Source organism: Amycolatopsis lexingtonensis (assembly GCF_014873755.1).
GTDB lineage: Bacteria > Actinomycetota > Actinomycetes > Mycobacteriales > Pseudonocardiaceae > Amycolatopsis > Amycolatopsis lexingtonensis.
Map to the genome: position 1 here is coordinate 3,627,716 of NZ_JADBEG010000001.1, position 13,170 is coordinate 3,640,885.

The 13,170-nt window shown below is 68.8% G+C and carries 13 protein-coding genes and 2 pseudogenes; 10 read left to right on the forward strand and 5 right to left on the reverse strand.

Annotated elements, in window-relative coordinates:
- Positions 1-347: 347 nt before the first annotated feature.
- Positions 348-1,709: an SNIPE associated domain-containing protein gene (locus H4696_RS16475; protein ID WP_086856603.1), complete on the forward strand. Its 1,362-nt coding sequence runs from the start codon at positions 348-350 to the stop codon at positions 1,707-1,709.
- A 3-nt stretch (positions 1,710-1,712) separates the two neighbouring features.
- The gene (locus H4696_RS16480) at positions 1,713-2,294 is read left to right on the forward strand and encodes a DUF2510 domain-containing protein (RefSeq protein WP_086856602.1); all 582 of its coding nucleotides are present in this window, start codon (positions 1,713-1,715) and stop codon (positions 2,292-2,294) included.
- 94 nt (positions 2,295-2,388) lie between these two features.
- On the opposite strand, the gene H4696_RS16485 is transcribed toward H4696_RS16480, so the two are convergent.
- Positions 2,389-3,276, reverse strand: coding sequence for a competence protein CoiA family protein (locus tag H4696_RS16485; protein ID WP_086856601.1), 888 nt, complete (start codon positions 3,274-3,276; stop codon positions 2,389-2,391).
- A 325-nt stretch (positions 3,277-3,601) separates the two neighbouring features.
- Between H4696_RS16485 and H4696_RS16490 the strand changes: the two genes are divergently transcribed.
- The 3 genes and pseudogenes from H4696_RS16490 to H4696_RS16500 all read left to right on the forward strand — a co-directional run bounded on the left by H4696_RS16490 (position 3,602) and on the right by H4696_RS16500 (position 6,289).
- Positions 3,602-5,017 carry a recombinase family protein gene (locus H4696_RS16490; protein WP_225955714.1) on the forward strand — a complete coding sequence of 472 codons (1,416 nt, stop codon included), beginning with the start codon at positions 3,602-3,604 and terminating at the stop codon, positions 5,015-5,017.
- A 368-nt stretch (positions 5,018-5,385) separates the two neighbouring features.
- A pseudogene (locus H4696_RS16495) lies at positions 5,386-5,736 on the forward strand (glycoside hydrolase family 15 protein); the annotation flags it as partial.
- Positions 5,737-5,887: 151 nt separating this feature from the next.
- Entirely contained in the window at positions 5,888-6,289 is a 402-nt protein-coding gene (locus H4696_RS16500) for a hypothetical protein (protein ID WP_225955715.1), read from the forward strand.
- Between the two features lie 62 nt (positions 6,290-6,351).
- On the opposite strand, the gene H4696_RS16505 is transcribed toward H4696_RS16500, so the two are convergent.
- Positions 6,352-7,275: an NADP-dependent oxidoreductase gene (locus H4696_RS16505; protein ID WP_086855742.1), complete on the reverse strand. Its 924-nt coding sequence runs from the start codon at positions 7,273-7,275 to the stop codon at positions 6,352-6,354.
- A 104-nt stretch (positions 7,276-7,379) separates the two neighbouring features.
- Here H4696_RS16505 and H4696_RS16510 point away from each other — a divergent pair, with 104 nt between their 5' ends.
- The 4 genes and pseudogenes from H4696_RS16510 to H4696_RS16525 all read left to right on the forward strand — a co-directional run bounded on the left by H4696_RS16510 (position 7,380) and on the right by H4696_RS16525 (position 10,757).
- Entirely contained in the window at positions 7,380-8,306 is a 927-nt protein-coding gene (locus H4696_RS16510; RefSeq protein WP_192782342.1) for an AraC family transcriptional regulator, read from the forward strand.
- An 83-nt stretch (positions 8,307-8,389) separates the two neighbouring features.
- A pseudogene (locus tag H4696_RS16515) lies at positions 8,390-8,941 on the forward strand (SDR family NAD(P)-dependent oxidoreductase); the annotation flags it as partial.
- A gap of 319 nt (positions 8,942-9,260) precedes the next feature.
- Positions 9,261-9,749 (forward strand): MerR family transcriptional regulator, encoded by a 489-nt coding sequence (locus H4696_RS16520; RefSeq protein ID WP_086855740.1) that lies wholly within the window; start codon positions 9,261-9,263, stop codon positions 9,747-9,749.
- 139 nt (positions 9,750-9,888) lie between these two features.
- A protein-coding gene (locus H4696_RS16525; protein ID WP_249026799.1) for an IS5 family transposase occupies positions 9,889-10,757 on the forward strand; the annotation gives its coding sequence in 2 pieces (ribosomal slippage) (positions 9,889-10,260 and positions 10,263-10,757; 867 coding nt in all).
- Positions 10,758-10,772: 15 nt separating this feature from the next.
- On the opposite strand, the gene H4696_RS16530 is transcribed toward H4696_RS16525, so the two are convergent.
- The 3 genes from H4696_RS16530 to H4696_RS16540 are packed head-to-tail and all read right to left on the reverse strand — an operon-like array spanning position 10,773 to position 12,657.
- Positions 10,773-11,117: a putative quinol monooxygenase gene (locus H4696_RS16530; RefSeq protein ID WP_249026798.1), complete on the reverse strand. Its 345-nt coding sequence runs from the start codon at positions 11,115-11,117 to the stop codon at positions 10,773-10,775.
- The gene (locus H4696_RS16535; RefSeq protein ID WP_086855739.1) at positions 11,114-11,869 is read right to left on the reverse strand and encodes an MBL fold metallo-hydrolase; all 756 of its coding nucleotides are present in this window, start codon (positions 11,867-11,869) and stop codon (positions 11,114-11,116) included. The genes H4696_RS16530 and H4696_RS16535 overlap by 4 nt, the downstream gene beginning before the upstream one ends.
- A complete protein-coding gene (locus H4696_RS16540) occupies positions 11,866-12,657 on the reverse strand; it encodes an alpha/beta fold hydrolase (RefSeq protein ID WP_086855738.1) in 792 nt (263 codons plus the stop codon). The genes H4696_RS16535 and H4696_RS16540 overlap by 4 nt, the downstream gene beginning before the upstream one ends.
- Before the next feature lie 65 nt (positions 12,658-12,722).
- Here H4696_RS16540 and H4696_RS16545 point away from each other — a divergent pair, with 65 nt between their 5' ends.
- Entirely contained in the window at positions 12,723-13,145 is a 423-nt protein-coding gene (locus tag H4696_RS16545) for a MarR family winged helix-turn-helix transcriptional regulator (RefSeq protein WP_086855737.1), read from the forward strand.
- Positions 13,146-13,170: the final 25 nt, after the last annotated feature.

The window sequence follows — 13,170 nt, forward strand, 5'->3', positions numbered from 1 at the left end:
TGACAGTGAGTGCGAATGAGAGGTCGCAGTGGCTACCCTGCGTGTTACGTCCGTGTTCGCGGCGCTGCTGAACTGTGATCAAGTGCAAATAGGCACGATTCCGGCGCAGTCCGCCCGCGAGCAACTGCGTGTCCGCCATCGCTCTACCGGAATCCGCACGGTCGCAGCGCCAGACCGTCACCGTTCAGCGACCTCTTCGGCGGGTGTGGCCGGCGCGGCGTAGTCCGTTACCCATGACGCACCTGGAGCGACGTTGTAACAGGCCATGAGGTGCTGCCGATCTCAGGTGAGCCGTCCGGGTCCGTTGTGACCGGATACGAGTTTCACTGGGTGAAGGGGCAACGGCAGTGGCGCTGTTCGGCGGTCGGGAGAATGCGGATTTGGCCGCGTTGCAGCAGCAGCTCAGTGCCGCGCACGCGACGATCGCGGAGTTGCGCGGATGGGTCACCCAGCTGCGTGGCGCGGGAACGCCTGCGCTCGAAGCCGATTTGCGGCGGCTACGTTCGACCGTCGAGAACGCGAAGCAGGAACGCGCGGCACTGGACGCCTCGGTCGGACAGCGGAGATCCGAGGTCGCGGCGTGGCAGTCAAGACTGGTCGAAACGCGAGAACTCGCGCTGCTGCAGGAAGTCGGCGTCTACGAGTACGCCCACCCGCTCGACGACGCCGTCGCCTACAAGGACGAACTGAAGCGGCTGCGCGAGCAGATCAAGGTCGAGGCGCGGGGCAGCGCGGTGTCCTGTCAGGTCGACTGGGCCGTCAACGGTTCGGTCAAGGAGGGCCAGAAGCTCGGCCGGGACATGGCCAAGTTGATGCTGCGTGCCTACAACGCCGAAGCCGACAACGCTGTCCGCGTCGTCAAGCCACACACCCGTGAGGCCGTGAAGAAGAGGCTGACCACCACCCGGGACACGATCGGCCGGCTCGGCGTCCTGATGCGGATCGCCGTCTCGGACAGCTATCACCGGCTCCGGCTGCGCGAGATCGACCTGACCGCCGATTACCTGGTAAAGGTCGAGGCCGAACGAGAAGAGGCTCGGGCGGAGCGCGAGCGACTTCGCGAAGAGGCCAAGGTGATGAAGGAGATCGAGCGGGAACGCGCTCGTCTGGCCAAGGAACGAGCCCACTACGCCACCGCCATCACCAAGCTCGAAGCGAAAGGCGACCTCGACGGGCTCGCGAGGGCGAAGGAACAGCTCACATCGATCGACGACGCCATCGCCGGCGTCGAACGGCGGGCCGCCAACATCCGGGTCGGGCACGTATACGTGATCTCGAACATCGGCGCGTTCGGCCCGGACGTCGTCAAGATCGGCATGACCCGACGGCAAGAACCCCTCGACCGGGTCCGCGAGCTCGGTGACGCGTCCGTGCCGTTCCGCTTCGACGTCCACGCTCTGATCTTCTCCGACGACGCGGTGACGCTGGAGACCGAACTGCACCGGCGGCTCAGCCACAAGCGCGTCAACCTGGTCAACATGCGCCGGGAGTTCTTCTACGCCACACCGGCGGAGGTGAAGGAGCAACTTCTCGCCATTCGTGACGCCCACGTCCTCCAGTACACCGACACACCGGAGGCCGTCGAGTGGCGCGCGTCCGAGCCGAGCCGCCGCGGCGCCGGTGAGGTGGCCGTGCCCGTAGGGGCGCAGGCGCTGCCGACCATCGCGCTGCACGCCAACGGCGATCTGTCCGACGACGGTGGTGAGTGACGCATGACCCAGCCACCGATCGCCCCGGTCCGCCCACCTGGATGGTTCACCGATCCGCTCGACGAGCTGCTGCTCCGCTACTGGGACGGCCGACGCTGGACGTTCCACACCACCGAAGTGCCGGTTCCGGCGCCAGTAGCTGCGCAGGCGGCTCCTGCGAAGCAGGCAGAAGCGGCTCCTGCTCTGCGACCGGACATCGCGCACGCTGTCGGCCGGGTGAGTGGCTTGCTCGTCGGCTCGATGAAAGAGGTCAACCTCCTGGCCGGCTACCTTCGTCCCGAGGAGCGGGTCTTGGCACTGACCGGAGCGCAGGGAGAAGGCTTCGGCGTCCTCGCCTGCACGAGCCAGCGGCTGCTGTTCCTCTTCGTCGGCGTCGTGCGCAAGCAGGTTCTCGAGGTTGACTGGAACCAAGCCAAAGCGGCGATCTACAACCGCTCGACGAAGTTCCTCGCCGTGTACACGACCCGGCCGACGAAACGCGCGGTGCCGGCCATGGCGGTGCGCGTGAGCAACGCCGCCGACGCACACGCCATCGTCGACGCCGCGGAGGCAGCGTCGGCCGCTCCCCGACTCGACGTCATGTGACTGTCACAAGGGTTCGCTTGCACGCGGACGTGGCGCCAACGAATAGAGCGTTATACGCGATCGCCCTGGCGGTGGGCTGGACCGCATCGCGAGCTCAACTCGGCTGCGGCTTGTAGCATTCGCGGGCCGGCCGGGTCTCCATGGCGCGCGTGCAAGCGAGACACAGCACGCCGCCGGGACCAACTGGGGCACGATCACACTTGAAACAGGTTCGTTCGACGATCTGCTGGTCGTGGATTGGATTGACGCAGAGCGCACTGTCCGCGGCTCGCCCACCTCGAGGACGACGGGTGTCCGGGACGTACGCGCCGTTCTGTCCAGTCAGCTCCTCGAACCAAGTCAGGGTCTCGGGTGCGACAAGGTGGACGTCACCCCGCAGCGCCCTCATGGGCACGATCTGCTCGGCCGGGAGCATGGCCGCGACGTCATCGACGGTCAGCCCGGGCCACGGCTCGCGATACGGGTGGTACTCCCGGCCGTGGGGCTTCGGACGCTTCTTCGTGCCGTTCGGACAGGTCCCGAAATTCGTGACCGTGCAGGCGCGCGCAACGAACCGGCTCGGTCCCAGCGCTGTAGCGGACCGCCTCGGCGGCAGCGAACTCCACGGCAGTTTGTTGCAACCGAGCGCCGGAACTTCGTGAAACCACGGCGGTGTCCGGTCGGAGTCCAGGAACCAGACAGATAGCCAGCCGGCACGGAAAGACTTCGTGGTCCGCGATTTGGCTACCCGGGACTGCAGCTGTGAATGCTGGACCTCGATGCCCGTTCGGCGGGGGCCGTCGATCGCTACGTCAAGGATCGTGCCCGCCCCGGTTCGCACCTCCTGCGACGTTCGGTAACCGGCGTCCTCGGCGGCCCGCTGCCAATAGTCCTTCTGGCGTCGGTGCTCTGGCGACTCCACGGAAATCTCGTGGGTTTGTGTGCACTCGCTCCCTCGGAAATGCACCGCAGCGTAGCGGCCGTACTTGAGCCGGACGAACATCTCGGCTCCCTCGTCCTCGAGCGAAGCCCGCTGACAGAGCAGAATCCGATCGCCGCGCTTGATCTTGTATTGCAGCGAGCTGATCAGCGCGAAGTCACGTTCGGCGAGCCTGGCCAGGTCGAGCAGCCGATTCTGCGGCGTGTACAGACATCCGACGCCTCCCGACGGCTACCGACGGACAAAGGTCGACCACTTACAGTGCAACACGCGTGATCGGGTCTGCAACACGGCCATTCGGGTGCAGGTCGGCCCCAACCTCGTCATCGGTGCAGGGCGACCGCGTTCCGCCCTCAACCCGAACCCGGCTCAAGCAGCGAGGTGCACGATGATCAGTACCGCACGCAGAGACACCACGACATGCGCCGTGTCGCCGCGTCGGGCCGGCGCCCGACGCAGCGAGAAAGCCTTCGAAGGTCGTGGGCTGAGGTTCGCGTTCTACGGTCGGATGTCCACGGTCGAGTTCCAGGACCGGGCGACATCGTTGGGGTGGCAGCGCGAGGTGGCCGAGGAGACGATCCGACGGCGCGGCGTGATCGTGGCGGAGTACTTCGACGAAGGGTGTTCACGTCGGCTGCCCTGGCGCGAACGGGCCGCCGCGGCCCAGCTGATGGCAACCGCGGAGCAACCAAACCGTCCGTTCGATGCCGTCGTCATCGGCGAGTACGAGCGGGCATTCTACGGCGACCAATTCAACGCCGTGCTCGCCGCGCTCCAGACGCAAGGCATCCAGCTATGGCTACCCGAAGCGGACGGTCCAGTGAACCTCGACGACCCCATACACCAGGCGCTGATGCTCCTACTCGGGTCCCAGTCACGCCGCGAGGTACTGCGCGTTCGGCACCGGGTACTGGCGGCGATGCGCATCCAGGCTCGTGTTCAAGGCAGGTTCCTCGGCGGCCGGCCACCTTACGGCTACCGCTTGGCCGACGCCGGGCCACACCCGAACAGGGCCCAGGCGAGCTGGGGCCGCCGCCTGCACCGCCTCGAACCCGATCCGGCCACCGCACCATGGGTGCGGTGGATCTTCCAGCAACGAGCCACCGGACGCAGCGTGGCCAGCATCGCGCGGGAACTGAACGACCGCGGCATCCCGTGTCCATCAAGCTCCGACCGAGACCGCAACCGCCACCGGACGAAGCACGAGTGGATCGTCCGGACAGTAGTCGGCATCCTCGAAAACCCGCGCTACACCGGATGGCAGGTGTGGAACCGACACGGCACCAGAACAACCGGACCGGCCCACCACGGTTACCCAGCCCGACCGCCGACGGCACGAGGCTGGGCCAAGTCGGACAAGGTGACACATCCGGCGCTCGTGGACGAGGCGACTTTTCTGGAGGTCCAGGGCATGCGCGCGGCCCGGCCTACTCAGCACGGTGACACGAGGACGTACGTGCTGGCGGGGCTTGTGCGATGTCAGTTGTGCGCTCGCCGCCTGGACTCGCACTGGGTGAACGGCCGACGGGGCTACCGCTGCCGCCACGGCCACACCAGCGCACGCAACCGCCCACCGGCGCTCGCGAAAAACGTCTACGTCCGCGAAGACCACCTACTCGACGATCTCCGCGCGCGATTCGCCGAGACCGTCGGTGATGATGGGTCCGCGATCGCCGACTACCTGAGGTCGAACAACTTGACAATCATGTGTGGCGGCCCGATTCGAGAAGTCAAGGCATACGCCCCACAATCCGCACTTGCCACGATAGACGAGACCATCGGCGACCAGCTGCTGTTACTCTGACCTCGCCGCGACGCGCGGCTCTATGGGGTAATTGAGTGTCCGAGGACTTGAACCCCCACGCGTGGGATATCTCCCGTGTTTGGGGAGATCATGCATTTACAGTAGCGCAGAGTAGCGACTCTCGCACGGACCATCGTTAGCCCCAGACGGTTCGGTTGCGTACCGTCCCGGACTGCCCTCACACGACACCAGTGCAAGACCGCGAGCACTGCCTTTCGCTCGAGGTCGAACGGCTACCGACTGGTGCCATCGGCTCGGTCTCAACGTGTAAGGGTTACCCGCTCTCGACAGACGCTTCAGGGCCCGACTAAGCACAACCGTTATCGCGTCGACCATGTCGTGATTGGAATCGACATCAGCCGACGGCACAGCTCCAGCTCGACATCTACGGCGAAGCCCTGGACAGCATCTTCGCCACCGACCGCGCCGGGTTCGGGCTGCCCCACCAGGACTGGGAGGCCGTGCGCGCCGCCCTCGACTGGCTCGGCGAACACTGGGACCAGCCCGAAGAAGGCATTTGGGAAACCCGCGGCGGCCGCAAGCGCTTCACCTACGGCCGCTTGATGAGCTGGGTCGCGTTCGACCGCGGCATCCGCCTGGCCGCCGCGCACGGCCGTCCGGCTCCGGTCGAGGACTGGACCTGGCAACGCAACAGCATCCACGGCCAGATCCTCGCGCGCGGCTGGCACCGGACGCGCAACGCCTTCGTCCAGCCTGACCACCGAAGCCGTCGTCGCGGACAAACCCGAGGCGAAGGACAAGAACCCGGCGCCCGCCGACGACCCGGACTACTGACCGGTGCCCACGCACACCGCCGGGCGATACCGCCTTGGCGGCCGAGCAGCTCGCGACGAACGGAGGAACAACCCCATGGGGCTGAGCAAAGTCTGGATCCGCACCCTCAGCGACAGTCTCTTGCGCGCCGACCAGGTCGTCGGCCTGACCTCGCACGCCGCGCCGTCGCTTCCCGGCAAGGCACCGCGGTGGCTGCTGGACGCCACCGTCTCCGTCCCCGCGGGCAGCGGTGCGGGCGGAAGCGGCTGGGACATCGGCATCCTCCACCGCACCCTCGCCCAGACCCGGGTCGAACCGGTCGGCGCGCCGCAAGAGCTCGACCGGCTCCTCGCCCGCCTGGACCGGCCGGAAACCGCCGGCATCATCACGCCGTCACCGGCCGACGGAAGCATCCTGTTCGCCTTCACCTCGTTCACCGGCGACCCCGATCTGGCGGGAGTCCCCGATCCGGCACGGCGAGAGGCACTGGTCGGCTGACGAGCCGAAACCCGGCAGGCTGCGGCCCGGAGAATTCGTCCCGGGCCGCACTTGCGTTCCGGTCACTGGGGAACGAGCACGATCTTGCCGCGCGTGTGCCGGCGCATCAGGGCGCGATAGGCCTCTCGGACCTCGCCGAGCGGGTAGGTGGCGGCGATCGGGACCTCGAGATCGCCCGCCGCGACCAGCTTCACCAGTTCGGTCAGCACCTCGACGTTCGCGGAGCCGGTCATGCCCTCGGCCTTGACGCCGGTCCGCGCCGCGCCGGCGAAGTCGATGATCGTGTTGATCCGGTCCTTCGCCACGCCCAGCTCCAGCGCCAGGTCGACGTAGCCGTCGCCGAAGTTGTCGACGAACGCGTCGACGCCCTCCGGCGCCAGCTCGCGGATCCGGTTCAGCACGCCGTCGCCGTAGGCCACGGGGAGCACGCCGTGCTCGCGCAGCCAGGCGTGGTTGAACTCGCCGGCCAGCCCGATGACGGTGGCTCCGGTGTGGCGGAGCAGCTGGACGGTCAGCGAGCCGACCCCGCCTGCGGCACCCGCGACGACGATCGTGTCGCCCGGACCGGCGCCGACGGCCCGCACGTTCGCGTGCGCGGTGGTGCCCGCGACGAACAGCGAGCCGCCGGCCTTCCACGACACCGCGGGGTCTCGCGGCACGAGGTGGGCGGCGGGAACGACGACCAGCTCGGCATGGCTGGACCGGGTGTCCACCCAGCCGATCACCTCGTCGCCTGCCGACCAGGTGCGCACCCCGCGGCCGACCTCTTCGATCACGCCGGCCAAGTCGCTGCCCTCCCCGGACGGGAACGTCGCGGGCCAGCGCTCGTGCAGCGCGCCGAGCCGGATCGCGTTCTCGCCGGGGTTGATCCCCGCGGCCCGCACGCGCACCAGCACCTCGCCGTCGGCCGGCGACGGCCGGGGCACCTCCCGCACCTCCAGCACGTCGATGTCGCCGTAGTTGTCGAACCGCACTGCCTGGGGCATGGGCCTCTCCTTCCGGGCTCTTTGTTCCGAGAGCCAGCAAACCCGAGCCGGAAGGCATGATCCATGCTGGATCCGCGCGAAAAAATATGCGATCGTCTCATGCCGTGGACGTCCTGACGGATCTGTTGCAGCGCTCACGGGCGCGCGGTGCCGCGTTCTCGCATTCGACCGCGCGCGGAGCATGGGGCGTCGAGTTCCCCACGGGCGCCAAGCTCGCGATCCACGGCATCCTCGGCGGCGAGGCGTTCGCCTGGACCGACGACCCCGGCCGGTCCCGCCGGGTGCTCCCCGGCGACGTCGTCCTCATCCGCGGCCCGGTCCGGCAGTTCATGGCCCACACTCCGGGCGCCGCCGTGGTGCCGTTCGCCTACGAGCTCTGCACCACCACGGCGGGAGGTGCGCGGCGGATGAAGTTCGGCGGTGAGTCGGGCGACCCCACCACGTTCTTCTGCGGCGCGTACACGTTCGAAGGCGAACTCTGCGCCGGGCTGCTCTCCGGGCTACCGGAGCTGACCGTGGTGCGCCCGCGCGCCGGATCGAGCCTCCGGGCGATCCTCGACGTGTTCGCCGCCGAAATCCTCCGCGACGCGCCCGGCCAGCAAGCCTTGCTCGACAGCCTGCTCGACGTCGTCCTGGTGCAGGCGCTGCGCGAACAGCTCACTGCCGACGTGCAGGCCGCACCCGCCTGGTTCCGCGCGATGGACGATCCGGCGGTCGGAGCCGCGTTGCGTGCCGTGCACGAAACCCCGGCCCGCGCCTGGACGGTCGCCGACCTCGCCGGCGAGGCGTCGCTGTCCCGCGCGACGTTCGCGCGCCGGTTCACCTCGCTGCTCGGCGTGGCCCCGCTGACCTACGTCAACGACTGGCGGATGGCGCTGGCGCGCGAGCAGCTGCGCGAAGGCGACGCAAGCCTGGCCGCGATCGCGCATTCCCTGGGATACGCCTCGGAATTCTCCTTCGCCGCGGCCTTCAAACGCCACCACGGCACCCCGCCCGGCCGCTGGCGGACGTCGAAGGCGATCGCGGGCTGAGCCGAGGGTCCGCGGAAGCCGGGGCACGGCACCCGGAGTGCGGGCTTGCGTTCGAGCGCGCTCGAAGCCATAGCGTCGCCGCCATGACGACACAGACCTGGATCATCACCGGCGCGACCCGCGGCTTCGGACGCGCACTGGCGGAATCGGCACTGGCGGCGGGCTACAACGTGGTGACCGCGGCGCGCCGGCCCGAGAGCGTGTTCGACCTGGAGGCCGAGTACCCGGACCGCTGCCTGGGCGTGAAGTTCGACGCCCGCGACACCACGGCGGCCGCGGACCTGGTCAAGGACACCATCGACCGCTTCGGACAGCTCAACGTCCTGATCAACAACGCAGGCCGCGCGGTGGTCGGCGCCGTCGAAGAGTTCAGCGACGCGCAGCTGCGTGAGCTGATGGACCTGCATCTGTTCGGAACGGCTGCGCTCGTACGTGCCGCGCTGCCCGGGATGCGCGAACGCGGATCCGGGACGATCGTGCAGCTGAGCAGCCAGGGCGGGCGGCAGTCCTTCCCCGGCGTGGCCGCGTATTCGGCGTCGAAGTTCGCCCTCGAAGGCTGGTCGGAGTCGCTGGCGGGCGAGGTCGCCGGTTTCGGCATCCGGGTGATGCTCGTGGAGCCGAGCCGGTTCCGGACCGGGTTCAACGAGACCGACGTGCTGGAGTTCGCGGAGCCATCGGAGGTCTACCGCGACGTGCTCGCCAGGGTGCGCGCGGACATGGCCGGTGCCGACGGCCGCCAGGAAGGCGATCCGGTGCGGGCCGCGGACATCATCGTGTCCCTCGTGCACGGCGACGACGTGCCGCTGCGGCTGCCGCTGGGCAGCGAGGCCGTCGAGCGGCTCACCCGGGCCTACCGGCGCGACCTCGACGGCGTCGAGCGGTGGGCCGAGACCGCCCGCAGCGCCGACTTCACCGACGTCCCGCCGTCGTCGCGGCCGATCGAGGCTGCACGGCATGGCCACGGACGAACTGCTGACCAGGGCGCTGGCGATGCTGGGCGAAGACGACGTGTCGGTCGATGCCATCCACCGGCTCACCGACGTGGGCGGGATGACCGGGCCGATGACAATCGCCGAGGTCGCCGACATGCTCGACGTCTCGCCGCACACGCTGCGCTACTACGAACGTGCCGGGCTGGTCGAGGTCGGCCGCGACAGCAGCGGATACCGCGTCTACGACGAAGAAGCGGTGCGGCGCCTGGTGTTCCTGACCCGGATGCGGCTGTCCGGGATGCCGATGCGCGACCTGCAGCACTACATCGCGCTCCTCGACGCCGGCGACGGCACCGTGCCCGAGCGGCTCGACATGCTCATCGAGCACCGCGACACGATCCGCCGCCGGATCCGGGAGCTGACGCTGTCCCTCGCGGCAACCGAGTACAAGATCGCCACCTACGGCGGTGCGACGGGGCCGGACGTGACCGTCCGGGCGGAGCAGTCCTGACCGTCGCTTTGCCGGACGGAGTCACCCAGCCGACTCCGTCCGACACCTTCGTGATGCCGCAGCAGTCTTTGGTTGGGACGTACTCCGCCTAGGGCGTGTCCTGTAAGCGGTTGAGCTGGACCTCTGGTAGTTGTGCCCGGTGGTTGGTCGCGGTGAGTTGACGGACAAGGCGTGGGCGGTGATCGCGCCGTTGCTGCCGCCGCAGCAGGGCGGTGGCCGGCGGTGGCGGGATCACCGTCAGGTGATCAACGCGATCCTGTGGAAGCTGCGCACTGGTGCTCCGTGGCGTGACCTGCCCGAACGCTATGGCCCGTGGAAGACCGCGCACGAACGGCTGCGGTTGTGGACCAAGGACGGCACCTGGGACAAGATCCTCGACCGGGTGATCGTCAAAGACGACGCTGTCGGCGACCTCGAGTGGATCATCTCGGTCGACTCCAGCGTGGTCCGGGCACACCAGCATGCCGCTGGCGCCCGGAAAAAAGGGGATGCAGCGACGGAATCGAAGCCCTCGCCTGCGACGGGGAAGGACTCGGCCGGTCCCGCGGCGGACTGAGCACCAAGATCCACCTCGCCGTCGAAGGGCGAGGCCTGCCGATACGGATCCTGCTTACCCCAGGCCAAGCGGGAGACAACCCGCAGTTGCTTCCGCTGCTGGACGGCATTAGCGTCGCCCGGATCGGACCAGGCCGGCCCCGCTGTCGTCCGGAGACGGTGATCGCGGACAAGGCGTATTCGCATCCTTCGACCCGCCGGGCGATGCGAGACCGGCAGATCGCCTTCGTCAGCCCGGAGCGGGACGACCAGATCGCCCGCCGCGCCGCCAAAGGCTCCCGCGGCGGGCGACCACCCGCATTCGATGCTGAGGTCTACAAGCAGCGCAACGTGGTCGAACGGTGCTTCAACCGGCTCAAGCAGTTCCGTGACCTGGCCACCCGCTACGCCAAACGCGCTGCCTACTACCAGGCCGAACTCACCATCGCCGCCATCGTGCTCTGGCTCCGATGACTTACAGGACAGCTCCTAGCCCGGCAGCTCGACGAGCTGGACCAGCGCGCCGGCGTCGGCGGTGCTGTGCTGGGCCAGCTCGGTGAAGAAGTGCGCCACGTGGCCGGTCGCCAGGTGCGCCCGGAACGCCTCTGTGTCGGCGTAGATCTCGTACAGGTGGAAGACGCCCGGCTGCGCGGCGTCCCGGAAGGACCGGAACTCGACGCAGCCCGGCTCCCGCCGGACCGCCGCGGTGAGCCTCGAGATCGCCGCCGCCAGTTCGTCTTCGTGCCCGGGGATCGCCCGGACGACGGCCACCATCGGCCGCTCGCCGGGCGGGAGGTCGTCGGCGACCTCGGGCATGTACTGCCGCTCGCTCACCGGACCACCACGGGGGTTCCGGGCAGGACCATGCGGACTTCGGTCTCCGGGGCGAGCCGGGCCACGGCGTCGGCGTAGTGCCGCGGATCCTGGTCTCCCTTGGTGATCATCTTGTCGCCCAGCCGTCCACTGTGGAACGCGTAGTGGTGCGGGATGGCCATCGCCGGCTTCAGCGCGGCTGTCAGCCCGGCGGCCTCTTCGGCGTCCATGACGACCTGGGCGAGGTTCATCGGCCGGATGCACAGGCCGTTGGTCGGCAGGATGGCCAGGTCGACGGGTCCGAACCGGTCCGGGATTGTATCCAGCTCCGGGACGCGCAGCGAGTCGCCGCCGAAGAAGACCGTGCGCCCGCCGGCCTGGAGGACGAACGTGACCTCGTGGACGCCGTGCTTGCCGGGCGTGGCGGTCACCGTCAGGTCGCCGACCGTCGCGGCTTCCCAGGCCTCGACGACGCGGACGTCGCTAAATCCCCTGTCCCGCGCGATGGTCGCCACCGTGCCCGGGCCGATCAGCGGCGTGCCGAGGTCGAACCCGCCGTCCACGAGCGCGTCGAGGTCGCAGTGGTCGTAGTGCTCGTGGGTGACGACGAGTGCGTCGATCCGGCCGAGCGATCCGACGGTCGCCGCGACCGGTTCGCCTTGGTAGTAGGTCGCGGTTTGGGTGAACCACGGGTCGGTGAGGACGCGGCTGCCGCCGATCTCGATCAGCTGGCAGGCGTGCCCGATCCGGGTCACGGTCAACGAAGTGCTCATGCCTGCTCCCCGAGGTCGAGCAGCGCGCCCAGCAGTTCTTCGGGCGTTTCGAGCTGCGGTAGGTGGCCGGTGCGCGGGAGCAGGGTGAAGGTCGACATCGGGATCGCCGCGGCGTAGGCCTTTCCGTAGCCGGGGTCGACGATGCGGTCGCTCTCGCCCCACACCACGTGCACGGGGAGGTCGATGTCGCCGAGCCGGCCGGCGAGCGTCGGGTCGGACATGCTCGGGCCGGTGTAGCCGATGAGTGCCTGGATGTCCGGGCTGGGCCCGGTGCCGCCGCCCGGCGGGACGGGCGCCTTCGCGGGGTCGTGCCAGGAGTGCGCGCGGATCTCGTCGAGGCTCAGGCCGCTGACATCGGTCGGCGGGTGGCTGTCGACCTCGATGCCGATGCCGTCGATGATCACCGCGCCACTGACGCGTGGGCTTTCCTGCAGGGCGATCTCGGCGGCGAGCCAGCCGCCGAAGGAGTTGCCGATCACCGTCACGTCGGTGAGGTCCAGCTCTTCCAGCAGCGCGACGTACAGGCGTGCCAGCTCGGCCACGCCGGTGAGGCTTTCGGACTTGGGGGTGCCGCCGAAGCCCGGGTGGGTGGGCAGCAGCACCCGGGCATGGGTGCGTTCGGCGAGGAGGTCGGCGAAGCCGGACATCGTCGCGACCCCGCCTCCGCCGTGCAGCAGCAGGTACGGACGCGTGCGGTCGCGGTCTTCGACGGTCACTTCGACCGGGCCGAGGGTGTGGGTTTCGGTGCGGGTGGGCCGGAGCGAGCCGGCAGCGGGAAACTTCGTCATATCAGGAACCTTATATAAGGTTTCTTAGATAAGCAACCTGTCTTTCGTGAGTTACAGTGAGGCCCATGAAGTACCACCCGGGCGAAGTCTCGCTGGCCGTCAAGCGTCTGCAGCACCGGCACCACCGCGCACTGAGCCGCGCGCTGGCGCCGCTGGGCCTTTCCCTCGTGCAGTGGGACACCCTGCGCCACCTGCACCGCAAGCCGGACGCGTCGCTGCACGACCTGGCGGTGCTGACGTTCCAGACCGACCAGTCCTTCGGCTCGCTGGCGACGCGGATGGCCGAGCGAGGCCTGATCGAACGCGTCCCGGGACCGGGCCGGGCGGTGCGGCACCGGCTCACCGAGAAGGGCGCGCGCCTGCGCGCTGAAGGACAGGAGCTCGCCGACAAGGTCATCGAGTCTTCGTTCCGGGACTTGTCACCGGCCCAGATCGACGCGCTGGGCGACCTGCTGGCCATCGCGCTGGGACCCGATCCGACCGCTTAGCGCGGCGCCCGCAGCCCCACGCGTT

Coding starts and splice junctions, on each gene's coding strand:
- H4696_RS16535 (WP_086855739.1), bottom strand. CDS start 11,869: ATGAGCACTTCGTTGACCGTGACCCGGATCGGGCACGCCTGCCAGCTG.
- H4696_RS16540 (WP_086855738.1), bottom strand. CDS start 12,657: ATGACGAAGTTTCCCGCTGCCGGCTCGCTCCGGCCCACCCGCACCGAA.
- H4696_RS16485 (WP_086856601.1), bottom strand. CDS start 3,276: ATGTTCGTCCGGCTCAAGTACGGCCGCTACGCTGCGGTGCATTTCCGA.
- H4696_RS16490 (WP_225955714.1), top strand. CDS start 3,602: ATGATCAGTACCGCACGCAGAGACACCACGACATGCGCCGTGTCGCCG.
- H4696_RS16545 (WP_086855737.1), top strand. CDS start 12,723: ATGAAGTACCACCCGGGCGAAGTCTCGCTGGCCGTCAAGCGTCTGCAG.
- H4696_RS16480 (WP_086856602.1), top strand. CDS start 1,713: ATGACCCAGCCACCGATCGCCCCGGTCCGCCCACCTGGATGGTTCACC.
- H4696_RS16505 (WP_086855742.1), bottom strand. CDS start 7,275: ATGCCCCAGGCAGTGCGGTTCGACAACTACGGCGACATCGACGTGCTG.
- H4696_RS16520 (WP_086855740.1), top strand. CDS start 9,261: ATGGCCACGGACGAACTGCTGACCAGGGCGCTGGCGATGCTGGGCGAA.
- H4696_RS16500 (WP_225955715.1), top strand. CDS start 5,888: ATGGGGCTGAGCAAAGTCTGGATCCGCACCCTCAGCGACAGTCTCTTG.